This is a genomic window from Enterobacter pseudoroggenkampii (assembly GCF_026420145.1).
GTDB classification, from domain to species: Bacteria; Pseudomonadota; Gammaproteobacteria; order Enterobacterales; family Enterobacteriaceae; genus Enterobacter; species Enterobacter pseudoroggenkampii.
In genome coordinates this window covers 1479576-1497666 of the sequence record NZ_JAPMLV010000001.1, presented here as the reverse complement: position 1 = coordinate 1497666, position 18091 = coordinate 1479576, and the positions used below count along the sequence as shown (strand labels likewise).

Sequence of the window (18091 nt, the reverse complement as noted above, 5' to 3'; positions counted from 1 at the left end):
TGATAATATTGGTACGATAACTTATCAAAACTTAACGACCAGGAACCCTGTTTTGATCAATCCACGGCGTAGTTGTACAAAATAATCATAAGAACTTATAGAACACAGACGTGGCCGTCATGGCGCCGTCCGGCATAAGGGCATAGCGCGGGATCTCCCCCACCTTCTGCCATCCGGCGCGCTGGTAGAACGTCTCGGCCCCGCTGCCGGTGGAGGTATCGAGCACCAGCACCGAAATCTCTCTGGCCCGAGCCTCAGCTTCAAGCGCTTCCATCAATGCCATCGCGGCACCTTTCCGGCGCGCTTTCTCGTGAACCAGCAGCTTCGCCACATCGGCGCGATGCGGCTGGTTTTCCGGCTGGTCTGTGATTAACTGCACCGTTCCGATGACGCCGTCCTGCGGGTCGACACAGGCCAGCACGAGGCGCTCATTGCGCCCTACGCTTTCAGCAATGCCGCGCCAGAAAGAGCGGGCCTTCTCCAGGCTAAAGGGAAGCATAAAGCTGACGGATGCCCCGCCGTTCACACAATTTTCGAGGATCCCGGCCAGCGCATCAAGGTGGGTGAGAATTTCGTCTCGGGTGAGGTTTTTGATTTGCAGTGAGGTATTCATTGTTTTTCCTTACGTTGAATACCATCACTGTGCATTTAACATCTTCTTAACGCAAACGGATCGGACATAGGCTTTTGTTATGTCACCGGGCGCGCTGGCGCTGCTGCTTCATGGCATACATCTTTTCATCGGCATCTTTTAACCACTGCTGCAGGTCGTTGTCGTTATGATCGAATTCACTTAGCCCCCATGAGAAGTGAAGCGACCAGGGGTGTAACCTGCGGGCGTTATAGTTTTCTACCTGCTCGGCGAGATACTGCATGGCAATCCAGGCGCCCTGCTCATCCGTATCCGCGAACAGCACGGCGAACTCGTCCCCGCCAAAACGAACCAGCAGATCCGCTTCGCGGAAAGAGGCACGCATCAGTTGCGCCATGGCATTCAGCGCCTTATCCCCCTCTTCATGCCCGAAGCGATCGTTAATTTCCTTAAAGCGATCCAAATCCAGCCAGCCGAGCGTCAGCGGCTCTGCCCGGCGCCGGGCAACGGAAAGCGTGAAGCGCACGAGTTGATTAAAGCCCCGACGGTTGAATAGCCCGGTTAATTCATCCGTGGTCGCCGCGCTGATGGCAGCAAATTCATCTTCCGCCAGCGCGCCAAGATCTCCCAGGACGGCGAGGTCGGCGGCAGAAAACTCCCGGGGAGCATAATCAATCAGGCACAGCGAGCCAACGCTTGCGCCGTCACGCAGGCGCAGCGGGAAGCCGGCGTAAAACCGCACGCGAGGTTCACCGGCCACCAGCGGGTTATCCGCAAAACGATCGTCCTGAAGCATATCCCCTACCACCAGCGGCGCTTCGGTGAGGATCGTATGCCCACAAAATGAGATGTTACGCGGAACGGAGCCGGGTGCCTGACCATCAGCGGACTTAACGATTAGCGAATGCTCATCAATGAGATTGACCATCGCCAGCGGCACCTGGAAGAAGCGTTTTGCCAGACGCGTTAACCGGTCAAACGCCGGGGAACTGTCGATCTCAAGCAGACCGGATTCTCGTAGCGAGTTGAGTCTGTCTGTTTCATTTTCAGGGGTTGCAGGTGCTTTCATAATGTCTCCTGACGTAAAGCGTTACTAAAAGCGTAGCTTAAACAGAGGCATTGTCAGCGTTCTGACAGCCTGTTAAGTCGCTTACTATTCACGTCAATGCCTTATGACGATTAACGCAGCTATGTTTCACTCCCGGTGGGCGCGGCAATTTGCTCGTCCGCCACCCGGGCGCTGGTACGGTTTCGACCCGCTTTTTTTGAACGATAGAGATGATCGTCCGCTTCGGCCATGAGCTTGTTGAAGACCTCGGTCAACTGCCATGACTCAGCCTTTCCACTGCCGAGGCCAATACTGACCGTCAGAAAGAGCGTCTGGTGACGCCATGTAAAAGGATGGCTGGCAACGGTGGAACGGATACGCTCAGCCAGTTCAAAACCGTGCTGCGCATCGCCTGAATGAACCACCACAGCGAACTCTTCCCCGCCCATGCGCGCCACCATGCCGTCTTCGCCAACGACCTGCTGAACCTGTCGGGCAAACGACGCCAGCACGCGATCTCCGCACTCGTGGCCGTAGTTATCATTAATGCTTTTGAAATAATCAATATCCAGCAGCATGACGGTCAAAAAACGGGTATGCCGGTACGTCTCTTCATGCTTTAACGCCTCATAAAGCCCGGAACGCGAGTAGACGTGTGTTAAAAAGTCATAATCCGCCCTCAGTGAAACCTGGCGGATCAGGGAATTAATCGCCGCCATGCTGACGGAGACCATCACCGGGCAGATCGCCATCGTGGCGATACCCAGCCGGGCTGAAAACATCATTGGCGTCGTAAACGGCGTCGCCACGGCAATATTAATAATCGAGTTGGCGACCAAAATGATTTCAGTGGCACCCGTGATAAACGTCAGCAGACAGGTCGCAGGCAATGAGTAACGAACCGCACACCAGATAAGCGCTGGCAGAGGAAACGAGAGGCTCCCCGCTCCGCCAATCACCACCGACGCGACCACCGAGACGATCAGCGCCATCACCGGCAGCAGCTGCTCCAGACGTAACCTGAGATCACGCCCGGGCATACGTAACGTGAGCATACAGGGCACAACAAGCACGCCGGTTGAGAACTGCTCGCTAAACCAGTCGGCAAACAGCGGCCAGAAGGTGTGACTGTCAATCCCGACCGACCCCGCCGCGCCGAGCAAGGCACAAAGCAGCGCGGCAATCAGACAGTAGTTAAACAGGCGTAGCGCGTTAAGCGGATCGGGGGTTTTCTTCATCAGTCGCTTGTCGCGCTGAACCAGTACGGCGACGACAACAATAAAGATCATGTTAGACAGGTTGATTACCGCTGAGGCTATACCCCAGTTGGTCGTCACCGCGTCGTACAACAGCATCGCGACATAGCATACCGCATAGTAATGCAGGCGATTAAGGTAGACATAGCGGGCGAAGATCCCTGCCATGACGCCATTCAGCGGCCAGAACAGCGACAGGGCCTCAACGAGCCGTAATTCCGCGCCCACAAAATAGAACAAGGTGGTGAGGATGAAGATCGTCGATGCATTTCGCAGCGGCGTGTCAGGCTGGAACGGCCTGAAAGCGGTAAGAGCAGAACGCATTAAATATCATTCCATATGAAAGCTTATGGCAATTATTGCGGTCGTCAGCATGATCGGGACTAACTTAGGATGCATCTATAACACAAATACCACTGGAGCATAACTCGTCAAATTTAGGCGTTCATCTGCAGCACCAGCCAGTGGTGGATAACGCTGACGATATAATTTTTTTGCGGCGCGGTGAGCGTTACACCCTGTGGAATGTTATGCCATTTTGCCAGGCAGCCCCGACAACAGGTGGCGGTGGCATGCTGGGCGATAAACACCGGGTGACCGCGCATAGGCGTCTGTTTACCGTCATTTGCGGGTTGTGCAGGCGCAAGGCGCTTTTCGACAAAATCCGCGGCATGCTGGTCAATGGTTTCGGGGCCTTTGTCCCAGCAGTACTGTCGTTCTTTATCGCCTAAACGAAAGCGCGAGCGAAATGTCGATCGCGCCAGACGGGAAAAGAGAGGATCCAGATCGGGCATCAGTATACTGAACGTCCCAGGCGCTGGGTCAGTTTCTCCAGAACCGCCACGCCGGCAAGCGAATTTCCCGTTTCATCCAGCTCCGGGCTCCAGACGGCTATCGCCATTTCATGCGGCACAATCGCCACGACCCCGCCGCCAACGCCCGATTTAGCCGGAAGCCCAACGCGCCAGGCAAACTCGCCGGCGTTTTGATACATCCCGCTGGTGGCCATTAGCGCGTTAACCTGACGAGCCTGAAGCGGCGAAACGACTTCCTGATCGAGATGCGGCGCGTGCCCCTGGTGCGCAAGGAACAGAAACGTCTGAGCCAGCTCAACGCAGCTCATTTTCAGGGCGCAGTAATGGAAGTAGTTTTGCAGCACTGTCGCCACGTCGTTGTGGAAATTACCGAAGGATTTCATCAGCCAGGCGATGGCCGCGTTACGGGCAGAGTGTTCAAACTCCGAGCGTGCCACAACCGTATCATAGGTAATATCATCAACGCCCGAGAGCTGACGCACAATCTCAAGCATTCGCTGACGTGGTGCGCTGAGGCGGCTTTGCAGCATATCGCAGACCACCAGCGCCCCGGCGTTGATAAAGGGATTTCGCGGTTTACCCTGTTCTATCTCGAGCTGAAGCAGCGAGTTAAAAGGCTGGCCGGACGGATCTTTGCCCACCCGCTGCCAGATCTCGTCTTCTTCATACTGGCGCATCGCCGCAACCAGACTGAGCACTTTCGAAATGGACTGAATGGAAAAACGTTCTGTTGCATCCCCTGCCTGGTATCGCTGTCCGTCGATAGTACAGATAGCAATGCCCAGCTTATTCCCGCTGACCGAGGCAAGGGCCGGAATATAGTCGGCAACCTTCCCCTTTCCAATTAACGGACGAACCTGCGCCAGAATCTCGTCCAACATCTCATTATGGATGACCGCAGCCACACTTTGCTCCTTGCCCTCAGGCTAAAACGGGCTGCGAGTATAACAGAGGCTTATGTATTGCGTCAGGCGCTAAGACGAAAACGCGAAACGGCCTGCAATAAAAGATCGGATTGCTTTTGCAGTCGCTCAGAGGCATCCGAGGCGTCAGAGACCAGCAGGTCCGTCTGACGGGAGACCTGGTTCAGTGCCTGAAGCTGACGCGTCATCTGGTGAATACTCTCTCCCTGGCTGAGGGTGGCGGTGGAGATCTCATTCAGCAAACTGCTTAAATTGCCCACCAGACCGGTAACCTGCTGCAGATTCTCTTCCATCCGGGTGACGGCACGGGAACCGTCTTCAATCCCCTGAACCGAGCGGTTGATCAGTTGCTGAATGGTCTGCGTCGAGTGGCTGCTCTTTCTGGCCAGCAATCCAACCTCCCGGGCGACGACGGCAAACCCGCGCCCCTGGTTTCCGGCATGGGCCGCCTCGATGGCCGCATTCAGCGCCAGGATGTTGGTCTGAAACGCCACGCTGTCGATCATCGCCACGATCCCGCGCATCTCGGACGATCGGTCGACGATCGCCTGCATGGACGCGTTTACCGTCGACATCATCTGGTCTCCGCCCACGGCGGCCTGACGCGCTTCATCGGCCCGCGAACTGGCGAGTCTGGCATAGCCGGTATTCCCTTCCACATGGTTTTCCAGCGCCGCGATATGCGCCGTCACATCCTCAAGCTCTTTCGCCTGACGCGCCGACTGCTGATACAGCTTCTGGTTACCCTGCGCCAGGGAGCCAATGTTCTCCACCATGGTCGCCGTGGCATGGCTGACCTGCGTGACCAGCTGCTGAAGACCGTGCTGCATCGTGGCAATACTGTCGCTAAGCTGCCCTATCTCCCGGTTGAAGCGCATGACGTCCGGCGGCGTGCCGGAGAGATCCCCTGCCGCCAGCCGGTTGATATGCGCAATCAACCGACGCAGCGGCGTGATCACCCATCTGGACATGCCGAACCAGACGACAGCGGCGATGGCGAGCAACAGCACCGGCGCAAACAGGAATAACGTTTGCAGACCGGAGAGCTGTGCCATTAAGCTCTGACGCCCCTGCATGGCCTGCTTCTCGCTTGCCTGCTGATAGCGCGCATAGTTGTCGTTAAAATCCGTCTGAAACGCCTGCGCCGGGACGGCAAAAAAAGCGTCGATGGTGTTGTCTTTTACCAGACCTTCAGCCTGCTCGTTGATCGCACCGTAGAAAAGCTGATAGCTGTTCACCAGCGCGTCATCTTTCGGCGGATTCAGCGCCAGCCAGGCCTTCCACGCCTGCTGAGAAACCGTCAGCGCCTTTTGCGCATCGTCCATCAGGCTATGCCAGCTTCCGTCGGATCCGGTCTCTTTATCCTGCATAAACCAGACGCCGGACCGGTTAAGCAGATCGCTTGCCGCCAGCAGGGAAACACGGGCCAGATCCAGCTTGCTCTGCTGCTGCCAGGCCAGCAGATTTAGCTGCTCGTTGCGCTGGGCGTTGTTCAGGGAGGCGTTAAGCAGGAGTGACGAGGAGAGCTGCAGCGCGGAGAAAAGGCCAATGATGCAAAAGATGCCCGTCAACAGGCCAAAGTGACGAGGGGTGAGACGCTGCGCAATACGGCGAAAAATTTGCGTTAGGTTCATAATTAGCTTCATTTACAATGCGTTAGACGCGTGCGAGTCTACGAAATGAAAATGACAGAACCATGGCAGAATAATGACAACGGCCCTCACGACGAGGGCCGAAATTAAGAATTACACGCGATCCTTCCACACCGTCTGCACGTTACAGAACTCGTGCAAGCCAAAGTGGGAAAGCTCGCGGCCGAAACCGCTTTTCTTCACGCCACCAAAAGCCACGCGCGCATCGCTGGCGCTAAAGCCGTTGATAAACACGCCGCCGCACTCCAGCTCGCGGGAGAATTTATCCGCAAGCGCTGCGTCAGCGGTAAAGACGGTGGCGGACAGGCCAAAGTCGCTGTCGTTGGCAAGCATCAAGGCATGCTCCGCGTCTTTCGCGACGGTAATGGCCGCGACCGGACCAAACAGCTCCTGGCGGAACGCCGTCATCGACGGGGTGACATTGGCCAGCACGGTTGGCGCATAGTAATTCCCCTCGCCGCTGATTTTCTCACCGCCCAGCAGCAGCGTTGCACCTTCTGCCAGCGTCGCCTGCACCTGCTGATGCAGTTCATCACGCAGATCAAAACGCGCCATCGGGCCCAGGTAGTTTTCTTCCTGGTCCGGAGCGCCCAGCTTCAGGGCAGCAACCGCATCGACAAAGCGTTGGGTAAAGGTATCCGCAATACCCTCTTCCACAATGAAGCGTTTTGCCGCCGCGCACACCTGCCCGGTATTCTGGTAGCGACCCGCTACCGCCGCCTTCACGGCGAGATCCAGGTCGGCATCGTTGAGAACGATGAACGGATCTGAGCCGCCCAGTTCAAGAACGCATTTTTTCAGCGCGGCTCCTGCCTGAGCCCCAATGGCTGCCCCGGCACGCACGCTGCCGGTGACGGTCACCGCCGCAATACGACGATCGTTAATCGCCTGGCTGACGCCGTCATTGGTGGCGTTCACCCAGCCGAACACGCCTTCAGGGAAACCCGCATCCGCAAAGATCTGCCCTATAAGATCCGCAGAGCCGAGCACGTTGGGCGCATGTTTGAGCAGATAGCTGTTACCGGCCAGCAGAATTGGCACCGCGCCGCGCAGCACCTGCCAGAGCGGAAAGTTCCACGGCATCACCGCGAGGATCGGCCCCAGCGGACGGTATTCAATGACCGCGTTCTGGTTTTCCACCAGCGTCGGCTCCGCACGCAGCATTGCCGGGCCGTGCTCGGCATACCAGTCACACAGACCGGCGGACTTTGCCACTTCCGCTCGCGCCTGCAGGATGGGCTTGCCCATTTCACGGGAGATAATCTGCGCCATCTCTTCCGCGCGGTTTCGCAGCGCGGCGCCGAGATCCCGCAGCTTCTGCGCCCGGTGGGACACGCTTTCGCGTCGCCACTGGCGATAGCCCGCGTCGGACTGAGAAATCGCGCGTTCAACCTCTTCCCGCGTCGCCCAGGGATACGCAGCGAGGGTTTCACCCGTTGCCGGGTTAACAGAGAGGGCATGTGTAGCAGATGAATATTTCATGATGTTCTCCACGCATTTCGGTTGATTGATTGTGGCTCACTCTGCTATTTCTTAAAAATGAATAATACTAACCACCTTATTCACGAAACGAGAATGCCATGGACTTAACCCAGCTTGAAATGTTTAACGCCGTCGCGCTGACGGGCAGCATCACCCAGGCGGCGCAGAAGGTGCATCGCGTGCCGTCTAACCTGACGACCCGCATCCGCCAGCTGGAAGCCGATCTGGGCGTTGAGCTGTTTATTCGTGAGAACCAGCGTTTGCGCTTATCCCCGGCTGGCCATAACTTCCTGCGCTACAGCAGGCAGATCCTCGCCCTGGTGGATGAAGCGCGCATGGTTGTCGCGGGGGATGAGCCGCAGGGGTTATTTGCCCTCGGCGCGCTGGAAAGCACCGCCGCCGTGCGCATTCCTGAAACGCTGGCGCAGTTTAACCAGCGCTATCCGCGTATTCAGTTTGCCCTTTCTACCGGGCCTTCCGGGACGATGATTGATGGCGTACTGGAGGGAACCCTAAGCGCCGCCTTCGTCGACGGTCCGCTTTCGCACCCGGAGCTGGAAGGCATGCCGGTCTACCGGGAAGAGATGATGCTGGTCACGCCTGCCGGGCATGTTGAGGTGACGCGCGCCGCGCAGGTCAGCGGCAGCGACGTTTATGCCTTTCGCGCCAACTGCTCGTATCGCCGACACCTGGAGAGCTGGTTTCACGCTGACCGCGCCGCGCCCGGCCGCATTCATGAGATGGAGTCCTATCACGGCATGCTCGCCTGCGTTATTGCGGGCGCGGGCATCGCGCTGATGCCGCGCTCGATGCTGGAAAGTATGCCTGGGCATCATCAGGTGGAAGCCTGGCCGCTGGCAGAAAACTGGCGCTGGCTCACCACCTGGCTGGTGTGGCGACGCGGGGCGATGACCCGCCAGCTGGAGGCCTTTATAGCGCTGCTAAACGAACGTCTTCAACCAGCGCCTTCTCCATAAACAGGCTGAGCGGGTCGTCAACGTACGGGGCAAACGCCGGGCACAAATCGTATCCGCACTGTTCATAAAGACGCACCGCGGCATGCTGCTTGATGCCCGTCTCCAGCCGTACCGTATGGCAATGACGGCTCAGAGCTTCATCTTCCAGGGCGGCCAGCAGCATCTCTCCCAGATGCTGGCCACGATGGGCCGGGTCAATATAGACCCGCTTCATCTCGCCCGTACCGTCGCCGTTGAGCACGATAGCGCCACAGCCAACGGCCTGAAGCTGCTGGTCGCGAATGATCATCAGGATCAGCGAGGCTTCCGGCAGCGCAGCCAGATCGAGCAGATGATTACTTTCAGCGGGATAGAGTTCGCTCTGATAGCGGTCAAGCGCCGCGATCAGGCTAAGAATGTCCGGGTGACGTGCAGATTCAGAGGTAATGGAATACATGGCAGGCTCCTTGCTTTTTTATGAGGCTAAATTTCAACATAGCGCAGGCCTGCCAGGGTGCTACATAGTATTAACTTATCGCTCCGCCCTGTTAGCGCAAAAAGACACGCCCTTTCAGATACAGGGTGGCCTGACCGCCGATCAGCACGCGGTCGCCCTTCAGCTCGCAGCGCAGATCCCCTCCACGGTGCGACACCTGGCGGGCATTGAGCGACGTTTTGCCCAGCTTTTCACTCCAGTACGGGATCAGCATGCTGTGGGCAGATCCGGTAACCGGATCTTCCGGCACCCCTTCGCCCGGGCAGAAGAAGCGGCTGACGAAGTCATATTCTTCGCCCGGCGCCGTCACGCAGACCATCTTATCCAGCGGAAGCATGGCACCGATATCCGGCGTTAACGCCTCCACCTGCTGCTGGCTCTCCAGCACCACCATGTAATCCCGACCCTCGCGCACCTCTTTTGCCGCCGTGATGCCCAGGGCGCTAAACAGCACCTCGGGAGGATTATCCACAACCTCCGTCGACCACGCGGGGAAGTTCAGCGTCAGCCAGTCGCCGCTGCGCTTAACCGTCAGCTCGCCCACGAAGCGGGTGGTGAAGATGATTTCGGTATGCGGGTAATCAAGGTATTCGAAAATGACGTGCGATGCGGCAAGCGTAGCGTGTCCGCAGAGGTTAATTTCATCCAGCGTGGTAAACCAGCGCAGCTCAAACCCACCGTCGGTGCGCACGAAAAAGGCGGTCTCAGACTGGTTATGCTGCTGCGCCATTTTGAGCAGCGTCTCGTCCGGCAGCCACTCTTCCAGAGGACATACCGCTGCGGCGTTGCCACCAAAGGTTTTGTCGCTGAAGGCATCCACCAGATAAAAATCAATTTCCTGCATTGTCTCTTCCTCTCTTGTTATGGCTATTTAGCGCAGAAAAACTGTGCCTTTCAGATAAAATGTGGCCTGCCCGCTCATCAGCACCCGCGAGCCTTTCAGCTCACAGCGCACATCGCCACCGCGCGCTGAAACCTGACGGGCAAACATCGTCGTTTTGCCCAGCTTTTCGCTCCAGTACGGGATCAGCATGGTGTGCGCGGAGCCGGTGACCGGGTCCTCCGGGACGGAAACGCCCGGTGAGAAAAAGCGGCTGACAAAATCGTATTCCCCCTCACCGCGCGCCGTCACGCTCACCTTATGCTCGCCCGGCGTCATCGCCGAAAAGTGTGGCGCGAGGGCCTCGACCTGCTGGCGATTTTCAAGAACGATGACCCAGGCGCGCCCTTTACGGGCTTCAACGTAGCGGCTGATACCCAGCGCCGAGAGCATCTCAGGCGGGGGCATCTCTTCATGGGTTGGACATGCCGGGAAGTCCAGCGTCATCCACTCCCCCTCCCGGCTGACCGTCAGGCGGCCAGAGGCGGTTTCAAAGTGGATCCGCGAATCCGGGTAATCCAGCTCGGTAAACAGCACGTGCGCGGCCGCCAGCGTAGCGTGGCCGCAGAGATTGACTTCGGTGAGCGTGGTAAACCAGCGGAGCTCAATGCCCCCTTTACTGCAGACGAAAAAAGCCGTTTCCGACTGATTATGCTGCTGCGCCATTTTCAGTAAGGTCTCATCGGGCAACCACGCTTTCAGCGGGCAAACGGCTGCCGGGTTGCCGCCGAACGAGGTATCGCTGAACGCATCGACCAGATAAAAATCAATCTCCTGCATTGTCTTACCGCCTGTTTTTATTATGTTGTTCTTTTATATTCAATGAAAACAGCGTTCCCGGCTACCGCTTTTATAAGGTAAATATTGAGATCTGCATCACATAATGGTTGAGTTTTCGCCGTTTGACGTTTTAAGATCGTCTCCTCTTCTTTACAGCAACGAATCTCCGACATCCCTATGACAATGAACACAGTTTCCCGCAGGGTTGCGTGGCTACGCGTTGTCACGCTGGCCATTGCCGCGTTTATTTTTAATACCACAGAATTTGTTCCGGTTGGGCTGTTGTCTGACATCGCTGAAAGTTTCCAGATGGAAACGGCTCAGGTGGGCATTATGTTGACCATCTACGCCTGGGTAGTGGCGCTAATGTCCCTGCCGTTTATGCTGCTGACCAGCCAGATGGAGCGGCGCAGGCTGCTGATCGGTCTGTTTGTCTTGTTCATTGCGAGCCACGTGCTGTCATTTATGGCGTGGAATTTTACGGTGCTGGTCATGAGCCGCATCGGCATCGCCTTTGCCCATGCGGTGTTCTGGTCTATCACCGCGTCGCTGGCGATTCGCCTGGCGCCGGCAGGGAAACGCGCGCAGGCGCTGAGCCTGATTGCTACCGGTACCGCACTGGCGATGGTGCTGGGTCTGCCAATTGGCCGCATCGTGGGGCAATACTTCGGCTGGCGTACGACCTTCTTCGCCATCGGTATGGGTGCGCTGGTTACGCTGGTATGTCTGATTAAACTGCTGCCCGCGCTGCCGAGCGAACATTCCGGCTCGCTGAAAAGCCTGCCGCTGCTGATGCGTCGCCCGGCGCTGCTGAGTATCTACCTGCTGACCGTCATTGTGGTGACGGCCCATTACACGGCGTATAGCTACATTGAACCGTTTGTGCAGGTGGTGGCGGGCTTTAGCGCCAACTTTGCTACCGTCTTACTGCTGATCCTCGGCGGCGCGGGCATTATTGGCAGCGTACTGTTTGGCAAGCTGGGTAACCGGCACGCCTCCCTGCTGGTGAGCAGCGCCATCGGCCTGCTGCTGGGCTGTCTGCTGTTGCTGATGCCCGCCGCGGGCAGTGAGAGCCATCTGGCGATCCTCAGCCTATTCTGGGGCGTGGCGATCATGATTATTGGTCTGGGCATGCAGGTGAAAGTGCTGGCCCTGGCGCCGGATGCAACGGACGTTGCCATGTCGCTATTCTCCGGGATTTTCAATCTGGGGATTGGCGCGGGCGCGCTGGTGGGAAATCAGGTCATACTGCACGTGTCGATGTCGGCGATTGGCTATCTGGGGGCTATTCCGGCCCTGGTGGCGCTTGTCTGGTCGGTGCTCATCTTCCGTAAATGGCCGGTGGCGCTGGAGGAACAGGGGCAGCACGGGTGAGCCTTCTTGCCGGGTGGCGGCTACGCCTTACCCGGCAATCACATCAATGATAGACATCAATGATAGGTCTTAATAATTTCCAGCACGCCGTTAATAATAAACTGCACGCCCATACAGACCAGTAAGAAGCCCATCAGGCGGGAAATCGCTTCGATACCGCCCTTGCCTACCCAGCGCATAATGGCGCCAGAGCTGCGCAGCGACACCCACACGATAAGACCGATAATCGCAAAAATCAGCGGTGGCGCAACCGTCAGTACCCAGTCCGGGAAGGTTGCGCTGTCACGCACCGTCGACGCGGAGCTGATGATCATCGCGATGGTACCCGGCCCCGCCGTGCTCGGCATGGCAATCGGCACAAAGGCGATATTGGCACTCGGTTCGGTTTCCAGCTCTTCCGATTTGCTGGCCGCTTCCGGCGACTCATGCGCTTTTTGCGCCGGGAACAGCATGCGGAAACCAATAAAGGCCACAATCAGCCCCCCGGCGATACGCAGGCCCGGGATGGAAATCCCGAAGGTATTCATCACCACCTGTCCGGCGTAATAAGCCACCATCATGATGGCAAACACATACACCGAGGCCATCATCGACTGATGGTTGCGCTCGGCGCTGTTCATATTCCCTGCCAGCCCGAGGAATAGCGCCACCGTCGTTAACGGGTTAGCCAACGGCAGCAAGACCACCAGCCCAAGGCTGATTGCTTTAATTAAATCCAACATAGTGCGTTGTTGTCCTTATCCATATTTAACACAGCAATTATAGGGTGAAAGTGTGACATTCAGCCATGGGTGTAACGTAACGATTATTTCCCTTCTGAAAAGATAACTGTCAGTTATCTATCTGATTTGAAAGACCTCAAAAAAAGTTCATGAAACGTTTTAGCAATTCGTGGCATCGGCTGACTCATTCAGTTGACTTATACTTGCCTGAGCAATAATATCTGCCGTGACTAATTACTTGCCAGGGCAACCATTGTGAAAAGCACCAGTGATATCTTTAACGACGTTGTTCCGCTGGGTCGTCTTATTCATATGGTCAATCAGAAAAAAGATCGCCTGCTCAATGACTACCTGTCACCGCTGGATATCACCGCAACACAGTTCAAAGTGCTGTGTTCCATTCGCTGCGAAGTGTGTATCACGCCGGTTGAGCTGAAAAAGGTGCTCTCTGTCGATCTGGGCGCGTTAACCCGCATGCTCGATCGTCTCGTCTGCAAAGGATGGATAGAACGAAGCCCTAACCCGAATGACAAACGCGGCGTACTGGTGAAGCTAACCAGCGATGGCGCGGACATGTGCGAGCAATGTCATCAATTAGTAGGACAAACACTGCATCAGGAACTAACAAAAAACTTAACGGCAGATGAAGTGGCAACCCTTGAGCTTTTGCTGAAGAAAATCCTGCCGTAAACAGAAAAAAGAGGTATGACGATGTCCAGACGCAATACTGACGCTATTACCATTCATAGCATTTTGGACTGGATCGAAGATAACCTGGAATCGCCGCTCTCCCTTGAAAAAGTGTCAGAGCGTTCGGGTTACTCCAAATGGCACCTGCAACGGATGTTCAAAAAAGAGACCGGTCATTCATTAGGTCAATATATTCGCAGCCGCAAGCTGACGGAAATTGCCCAGAAACTGAAAGAAAGCAATGAGCCGATCCTTTATCTGGCGGAGCGTTACGGATTTGAATCGCAGCAAACCCTGACGCGTACGTTCAAGAACTATTTTGACGTGCCGCCTCATAAGTACCGAATCACCAGCGTGCCGGGCGAATCCCGATACCTGTATCCGTTAAAACACTGTAGTTAATCATCGCCTGTAACAGACGTAACCGAGGAAATCATGAAAGTTATCGCCTCCGCCGCCCTCGCCTTGCTGGTGCTGTTCTCCAGCCAGACCTTCGCGGAGCAAACCCCTCGTGCAACGCAGCAAAATAATCCTGATACGATGATTTTGCCGTCAGCACATGACCAGTCGCCTTATGATTTCAACCATATGGGTGCTGGTAGCGACAAATCCGACGAATTAGGCGTGCCTTATTATAATCAGCACGGCCTCTGATTCGTTTTTGCCCCGCAGACGCGGGGCTTTTTTTATGCCTTTTCGCTTACCCGCGTCGTCCGACGAACCCGCAGACCAAACACGTTAATGTACAGCCCGGCCATGATCAGCACGGCGCCAAACAGCTGCAGCGCGCTTAGCGTTTCATCCAGTAAGAGTGCCGCACTGGCAAGCCCTACCACCGGTACCAGCAGAGATAACGGTGCGACGCGCCAGGTTTCATACCGTCCCAGCAGCGATCCCCAGATCCCGTAGCCCACAATGGTAGCGACAAAGGCCAGATAGACAAGAGAAAGGATCGTGGTCATATCGATGTCAACCAGACTGTTCAACATCACCGCCGGACCGTCCAGAATACTCGACGCCAGCAGAAACGGAATAACCGGGATCAGTGCGCTCCACACCACCAGCGACATCACCGCCGGGCGCGCCTCGTGCTGCATGATCAGCTTGTTGAAGATATTCCCGCAGGCCCAGCTCAGCCCCGCCGCCAGCGTCAACATAAACCCGAGCAGCGCCACATGCTGACCATTCAGGCTGGCCTCGATCAGCACCAGCACGCCGAACACCGCCAGGGTGATCCCCGCCAGCTGTTTGCCCTGCAGACGCTCGCCAAACACGAACGCCCCGAGAATAATGGTAAAGAACGCCTGCGCCTGTAACACCAGCGAGGCAAGACCCGCCGGCATACCGAACTTGATGGCGCAGAAGAGAAACGCGAACTGGCCAAAGCTAATGGTCAGACCGTAGCCCAGCAGCAGTTTCAATGGGATCTTCGGGCGGGCGACAAAGAAGATGGCCGGAAAAGCGACCAGCATAAAGCGTAAACCGGCCAGCATCAGCGGCGGCATGTTGTGCAGCCCCAGCTTAATGACCACAAAGTTGAGCCCCCATACTACGACCACCAGCAACGCCAGCAGCCCGTCTTTACGCGTCATACCCAGCCCCTGAATTATTAATAATTTGTTAACACTTCAAGGTAACAGAAAAAAGTGCGCCGAGAGAAGATCATTATTTCTGGCAGGCAGCTGAAGCACTTAGGGATAAATCAGGTGCTATACAAGCCCCTTATGTCATGGTAATCCTGTTAACACACATCTAATAAAAGCATAAGCAACTGTCGGGCAGGAATATGAAACCATCTCTCAGGCGCTCAACCGCAGCGCTGCTGGCATCGTCATTGTTGTTAACCATTGGTCGAGGGGCAACGCTGCCGTTTATGACCATCTATCTCACGCGCGTCTACAGCATGAGCGTCGAGAATATTGGTTATGCCCTGACGATTGCGCTGACTATCGGCGTGGTGTTCAGCCTGGGATTTGGCATTCTTGCCGATAAGTTTGATAAAAAACGCTACATGCTGATCGCCATCGTGGCCTTTATCGCCGGCTTTGTCGCGATCCCGCTGGTCGATAACGTCACGCTGGTGGTGTTGTTCTTTGCGCTGATCAACTGCGCCTATTCCGTCTTTTCGACGGTGCTGAAGGCCTGGTTCTCCGACGTGCTCACCGCGAGCCAGAAAGCGCGCGTCTTCTCGCTGAACTACAGCTTCCTGAACATTGGCTGGACGATCGGACCACCAATTGGCACCCTGCTGGTGATGTACAGCCTGCAGCTACCGTTCTGGCTGGCGGCCTTCTGCGCCGCGCTGCCGCTGGGCTTTATCCATTTCTTTGTGCAAAAAAGCGTGGCGCTCGATACTACCGAGGAGAAGACGCCCTGGCAGCCGTCGGTATTACTGAAAGACCGCGCGCTGTTCTGGTACACACTCTCTGGCCTGCTGGCGTCCTACGTGGGCGGGTCGTTCGCGAGCTGTATTTCGCAATACGTTCTGGCCGCGCATGCGGACAGTGATTTCGCCGAAAAGGTGGTGGCCGTGGTGCTCCCGGTCAACGCCGCCGTGGTGGTGACGCTGCAATATGCGCTGGGCCGCAAAATCTCAGCCAGCAATATCCGCCCGCTGATGACCCTCGCCACCCTGTTTTTTATCGTGGGGCTGGGCGGCTTTATGCTCTCCGGAGAGAACCTGGTCTACTGGGGCATTGCTGCCGCCATTTTCACGCTGGGTGAGATTATCTATGCGCCGGGTGAATACATGCTGATCGACAACATTGCGCCACCGGGAATGAAGGCGAGCTATTTCTCCGCGCAGGCGCTGGGTTGGCTCGGCGCGGCGGCAAACCCGATGATCACCGGTATCATCCTGACCAACCTGCCGCACTGGTCCTTGTTTGTCATCATGATGGTCGCCATTGTTGTCGCATGGCTGATGATTTTGCGCGGGATGAGCGTGAAGTCGTGGTGCGAGTCGCCCAAAGCGGCGTAGCAAATGCAGGCCGGGTAAGGCGCAGCCGCCACCCGGCAATAAAGCATCAGTGGTGCAACATCTCCTCCACCACCTGCTCTTTATACATCTCGTTCGGGTAATAGGTCGGCCAGTTATTCATCTCTTTCAGCAGCGCCTCGTGGGAGATATTGCCCATGAAAATATGGAAGTGAGACGAGGCCTTCGGTCCGATGGTATGGTCGCTGAACTGCACGAACTTCGGCGCCTTGCTAGCGGCATCCTTACACTCAAACAGATAGCGAACGCCTTTCTTACCTGACGCGTAGGTCAGAATTTTGTAGCCGCTGTAATCATACTGACAACGGCTGACTGCTTTACCCTGATGGAACTCCATCACGTTATTTTCGATGCCGATGGCATCCACGTCCGTCGCATAACCCGTTCGGTAGTAGGCTTTCACCTCGTCAAAGGTTTTACTTTTGTCTTTCTGCGCTTTCTGTTTAAAGACCGGATCGAGCGAACCATCAAGCAGGAACGGATAGACCGACTGCCAGGTCCCGTCCCAGTCAGACAGCGTTCTGTCCTTCACGTCTTTATCCTCAAACACGCCGTTCGCCGCTTTCTGTTCCGCTTCAGTCATCTGATGGCCGTGCGAGTGAGCAAACAACTGGCCGCTGACCAGCAGCGCCCCCAGAGTCATGGCAAATTTTCCAATATGTGCAGTCAACATAACACCCTCATTCCGTTTGATAAGAACGAGAATGTTATATTATAACATATCAGATCGCAACCAGGCCGCGCACGCCCTCCTGCTCCATGTTCTCACCCCGTCCGCGCTGAATAATGGTGCCGCGCGACATTAGCAGATAGCTGTCTGCCAGCTCGGCGGCAAAGTCGTAAAATTGCTCAACCAGCAGGATCGCCATATCCCCCCGGTCCGCCAGAGTGCGGATCACCTGACCAATCTCTTTAATCACCGACGGCTGTATGCCTTCGGTCGGCTCATCCAGAATCAGCAGCTGCGGACGACTCGCCAGCGCGCGCCCAATCGCCAGCTGCTGCTGTTGCCCGCCGGAGAGATCGCCCCCGCGACGATGCTTCATCTCTTTAAGCACCGGGAACAGCTGCCAGATCTCTTCGGGCACCTGCTTCGCCTCGCGGGCGGAAAATCGCGACAGCCCCAGCAGAAGGTTCTCTTCCACGGTCAGGCGCGAGAAAATCTCGCGCCCCTGCGGAACATACGCCACGCCAGTCTGCACCCGCTGATGCGGCCTGCTGTGGGTAATCTTTTTACCCTGCCAGATGACCTCCCCGGTTTTCGCCGGGATCAGCCCCATCAGACACTTCAGCAGCGTGGTTTTCCCGACGCCGTTGCGCCCCAGCAGGCAGGTGACTTCGCCAGTGTTAGCCTCAAAGCTCACGCCGCGCAGGATATGGCTGCCGCCGTAATACTGATTCAGTTCGTTGACCTGTAACATTCCCTC

The 18091-nt window shown here is 56.4% G+C and carries 20 protein-coding genes; 6 read left to right on the top strand and 14 right to left on the bottom strand.

What is annotated here, in order from left to right; genetic code table 11:
* Positions 1–85 precede the first annotated feature (85 nt).
* The 7 genes from OTG14_RS07310 to sad form a co-directional block, all read right to left on the bottom strand.
* Positions 86–613: a GNAT family N-acetyltransferase gene (locus OTG14_RS07310; protein WP_267214821.1), complete on the bottom strand. Its 528-nt coding sequence runs from the start codon at positions 611–613 to the stop codon at positions 86–88.
* An 82-nt stretch (positions 614–695) separates the two neighbouring features.
* Positions 696–1661: a sensor domain-containing diguanylate cyclase gene (locus OTG14_RS07305; RefSeq protein ID WP_024908467.1), complete on the bottom strand. Its 966-nt coding sequence runs from the start codon at positions 1659–1661 to the stop codon at positions 696–698.
* Between the two features lie 119 nt (positions 1662–1780).
* Positions 1781–3220 carry a sensor domain-containing diguanylate cyclase gene (locus OTG14_RS07300; RefSeq protein WP_048991643.1) on the bottom strand — a complete coding sequence of 480 codons (1440 nt, stop codon included), beginning with the start codon at positions 3218–3220 and terminating at the stop codon, positions 1781–1783.
* A 113-nt stretch (positions 3221–3333) separates the two neighbouring features.
* Positions 3334–3690, bottom strand: a complete 357-nt coding sequence (locus OTG14_RS07295; protein ID WP_024908465.1) for a DUF4186 domain-containing protein — start codon at positions 3688–3690, stop codon at positions 3334–3336.
* The gene (gene glsB, locus OTG14_RS07290) at positions 3690–4616 is read right to left on the bottom strand and encodes a glutaminase B (RefSeq protein ID WP_024908464.1); all 927 of its coding nucleotides are present in this window, start codon (positions 4614–4616) and stop codon (positions 3690–3692) included. Before glsB ends, OTG14_RS07295 begins: the two co-directional genes overlap by 1 nt.
* Before the next feature lie 62 nt (positions 4617–4678).
* Positions 4679–6268: a methyl-accepting chemotaxis protein gene (locus tag OTG14_RS07285; protein WP_267214820.1), complete on the bottom strand. Its 1590-nt coding sequence runs from the start codon at positions 6266–6268 to the stop codon at positions 4679–4681.
* Between the two features lie 111 nt (positions 6269–6379).
* Positions 6380–7768: a succinate-semialdehyde dehydrogenase gene (gene sad, locus OTG14_RS07280; RefSeq protein ID WP_267214819.1), complete on the bottom strand. Its 1389-nt coding sequence runs from the start codon at positions 7766–7768 to the stop codon at positions 6380–6382.
* 98 nt (positions 7769–7866) lie between these two features.
* Between sad and ptrR the strand changes: the two genes are divergently transcribed.
* On the top strand, positions 7867–8745 hold the full coding sequence (ptrR, locus tag OTG14_RS07275; RefSeq protein ID WP_267214818.1) for a putrescine utilization regulator PtrR: 879 nt from the start codon (positions 7867–7869) through the stop codon (positions 8743–8745).
* On the opposite strand, the gene OTG14_RS07270 is transcribed toward ptrR, so the two are convergent.
* The 3 genes from OTG14_RS07270 to OTG14_RS07260 all read right to left on the bottom strand — a co-directional run bounded on the left by OTG14_RS07270 (position 8699) and on the right by OTG14_RS07260 (position 10880).
* On the bottom strand, positions 8699–9181 hold the full coding sequence (locus OTG14_RS07270; RefSeq protein ID WP_267214817.1) for a GNAT family N-acetyltransferase: 483 nt from the start codon (positions 9179–9181) through the stop codon (positions 8699–8701). The genes ptrR and OTG14_RS07270 overlap by 47 nt on opposite strands.
* A gap of 91 nt (positions 9182–9272) precedes the next feature.
* Complete coding sequence (locus OTG14_RS07265; RefSeq protein WP_267214816.1) at positions 9273–10064, bottom strand: PhzF family phenazine biosynthesis protein; 792 nt, start codon at positions 10062–10064, stop codon at positions 9273–9275.
* Positions 10065–10091: 27 nt separating this feature from the next.
* Positions 10092–10880 (bottom strand): PhzF family phenazine biosynthesis protein, encoded by a 789-nt coding sequence (locus OTG14_RS07260; protein ID WP_267214815.1) that lies wholly within the window; start codon positions 10878–10880, stop codon positions 10092–10094.
* Positions 10881–11057: 177 nt separating this feature from the next.
* Between OTG14_RS07260 and OTG14_RS07255 the strand changes: the two genes are divergently transcribed.
* Positions 11058–12254 (top strand): sugar transporter, encoded by a 1197-nt coding sequence (locus OTG14_RS07255; RefSeq protein WP_267214814.1) that lies wholly within the window; start codon positions 11058–11060, stop codon positions 12252–12254.
* Positions 12255–12310: 56 nt separating this feature from the next.
* Here the strand turns inward: OTG14_RS07255 and OTG14_RS07250 are convergent, their stop codons facing one another.
* Positions 12311–12976: a MarC family NAAT transporter gene (locus OTG14_RS07250; protein ID WP_024908448.1), complete on the bottom strand. Its 666-nt coding sequence runs from the start codon at positions 12974–12976 to the stop codon at positions 12311–12313.
* Positions 12977–13231: 255 nt separating this feature from the next.
* On the opposite strand from OTG14_RS07250, the gene marR reads away from it, so the two are divergent.
* Genes marR through marB form a run of 3 tightly spaced genes read left to right on the top strand, consistent with a single transcriptional unit; the run spans position 13232 to position 14320 of the window.
* Positions 13232–13666, top strand: coding sequence for a multiple antibiotic resistance transcriptional regulator MarR (marR, locus tag OTG14_RS07245; RefSeq protein ID WP_032647191.1), 435 nt, complete (start codon positions 13232–13234; stop codon positions 13664–13666).
* Between the two features lie 21 nt (positions 13667–13687).
* The gene (gene marA / locus OTG14_RS07240) at positions 13688–14068 is read left to right on the top strand and encodes an MDR efflux pump AcrAB transcriptional activator MarA (protein ID WP_008502237.1); all 381 of its coding nucleotides are present in this window, start codon (positions 13688–13690) and stop codon (positions 14066–14068) included.
* A gap of 33 nt (positions 14069–14101) precedes the next feature.
* Positions 14102–14320: a multiple antibiotic resistance protein MarB gene (gene marB, locus OTG14_RS07235; protein ID WP_023335698.1), complete on the top strand. Its 219-nt coding sequence runs from the start codon at positions 14102–14104 to the stop codon at positions 14318–14320.
* A gap of 32 nt (positions 14321–14352) precedes the next feature.
* Here the strand turns inward: marB and eamA are convergent, their stop codons facing one another.
* On the bottom strand, positions 14353–15258 hold the full coding sequence (gene eamA / locus OTG14_RS07230; protein WP_061715153.1) for an O-acetylserine/cysteine exporter: 906 nt from the start codon (positions 15256–15258) through the stop codon (positions 14353–14355).
* A gap of 194 nt (positions 15259–15452) precedes the next feature.
* Between eamA and ydeE the strand changes: the two genes are divergently transcribed.
* Positions 15453–16646: an efflux MFS transporter YdeE gene (gene ydeE, locus OTG14_RS07225; protein WP_267214813.1), complete on the top strand. Its 1194-nt coding sequence runs from the start codon at positions 15453–15455 to the stop codon at positions 16644–16646.
* 46 nt (positions 16647–16692) lie between these two features.
* On the opposite strand, the gene zinT is transcribed toward ydeE, so the two are convergent.
* Both zinT and urtE read right to left on the bottom strand, forming a co-directional pair.
* Positions 16693–17334, bottom strand: a complete 642-nt coding sequence (gene zinT, locus OTG14_RS07220) for a metal-binding protein ZinT (protein ID WP_267215199.1) — start codon at positions 17332–17334, stop codon at positions 16693–16695.
* A 52-nt stretch (positions 17335–17386) separates the two neighbouring features.
* Entirely contained in the window at positions 17387–18085 is a 699-nt protein-coding gene (gene urtE, locus OTG14_RS07215) for an urea ABC transporter ATP-binding subunit UrtE (protein WP_024908443.1), read from the bottom strand.
* Positions 18086–18091: the final 6 nt, after the last annotated feature.

Excerpts from the sequence above, each read along its gene's own strand:
- OTG14_RS07310 (WP_267214821.1), bottom strand. The coding sequence starts at position 613 with ATGAATACCTCACTGCAAATCAAAAACCTCACCCGAGACGAAATTCTC.
- OTG14_RS07305 (WP_024908467.1), bottom strand. The coding sequence starts at position 1,661 with ATGAAAGCACCTGCAACCCCTGAAAATGAAACAGACAGACTCAACTCG.
- OTG14_RS07300 (WP_048991643.1), bottom strand. The coding sequence starts at position 3,220 with ATGCGTTCTGCTCTTACCGCTTTCAGGCCGTTCCAGCCTGACACGCCG.
- OTG14_RS07295 (WP_024908465.1), bottom strand. The coding sequence starts at position 3,690 with ATGCCCGATCTGGATCCTCTCTTTTCCCGTCTGGCGCGATCGACATTT.
- OTG14_RS07285 (WP_267214820.1), bottom strand. The coding sequence starts at position 6,268 with ATGAACCTAACGCAAATTTTTCGCCGTATTGCGCAGCGTCTCACCCCT.
- sad (WP_267214819.1), bottom strand. The coding sequence starts at position 7,768 with ATGAAATATTCATCTGCTACACATGCCCTCTCTGTTAACCCGGCAACG.
- ptrR (WP_267214818.1), top strand. The coding sequence starts at position 7,867 with ATGGACTTAACCCAGCTTGAAATGTTTAACGCCGTCGCGCTGACGGGC.
- OTG14_RS07270 (WP_267214817.1), bottom strand. The coding sequence starts at position 9,181 with ATGTATTCCATTACCTCTGAATCTGCACGTCACCCGGACATTCTTAGC.
- OTG14_RS07265 (WP_267214816.1), bottom strand. The coding sequence starts at position 10,064 with ATGCAGGAAATTGATTTTTATCTGGTGGATGCCTTCAGCGACAAAACC.
- OTG14_RS07260 (WP_267214815.1), bottom strand. The coding sequence starts at position 10,880 with ATGCAGGAGATTGATTTTTATCTGGTCGATGCGTTCAGCGATACCTCG.
- OTG14_RS07255 (WP_267214814.1), top strand. The coding sequence starts at position 11,058 with ATGACAATGAACACAGTTTCCCGCAGGGTTGCGTGGCTACGCGTTGTC.
- OTG14_RS07250 (WP_024908448.1), bottom strand. The coding sequence starts at position 12,976 with ATGTTGGATTTAATTAAAGCAATCAGCCTTGGGCTGGTGGTCTTGCTG.
- marA (WP_008502237.1), top strand. The coding sequence starts at position 13,688 with ATGTCCAGACGCAATACTGACGCTATTACCATTCATAGCATTTTGGAC.
- marB (WP_023335698.1), top strand. The coding sequence starts at position 14,102 with ATGAAAGTTATCGCCTCCGCCGCCCTCGCCTTGCTGGTGCTGTTCTCC.
- eamA (WP_061715153.1), bottom strand. The coding sequence starts at position 15,258 with ATGACGCGTAAAGACGGGCTGCTGGCGTTGCTGGTGGTCGTAGTATGG.
- ydeE (WP_267214813.1), top strand. The coding sequence starts at position 15,453 with ATGAAACCATCTCTCAGGCGCTCAACCGCAGCGCTGCTGGCATCGTCA.
- urtE (WP_024908443.1), bottom strand. The coding sequence starts at position 18,085 with ATGTTACAGGTCAACGAACTGAATCAGTATTACGGCGGCAGCCATATC.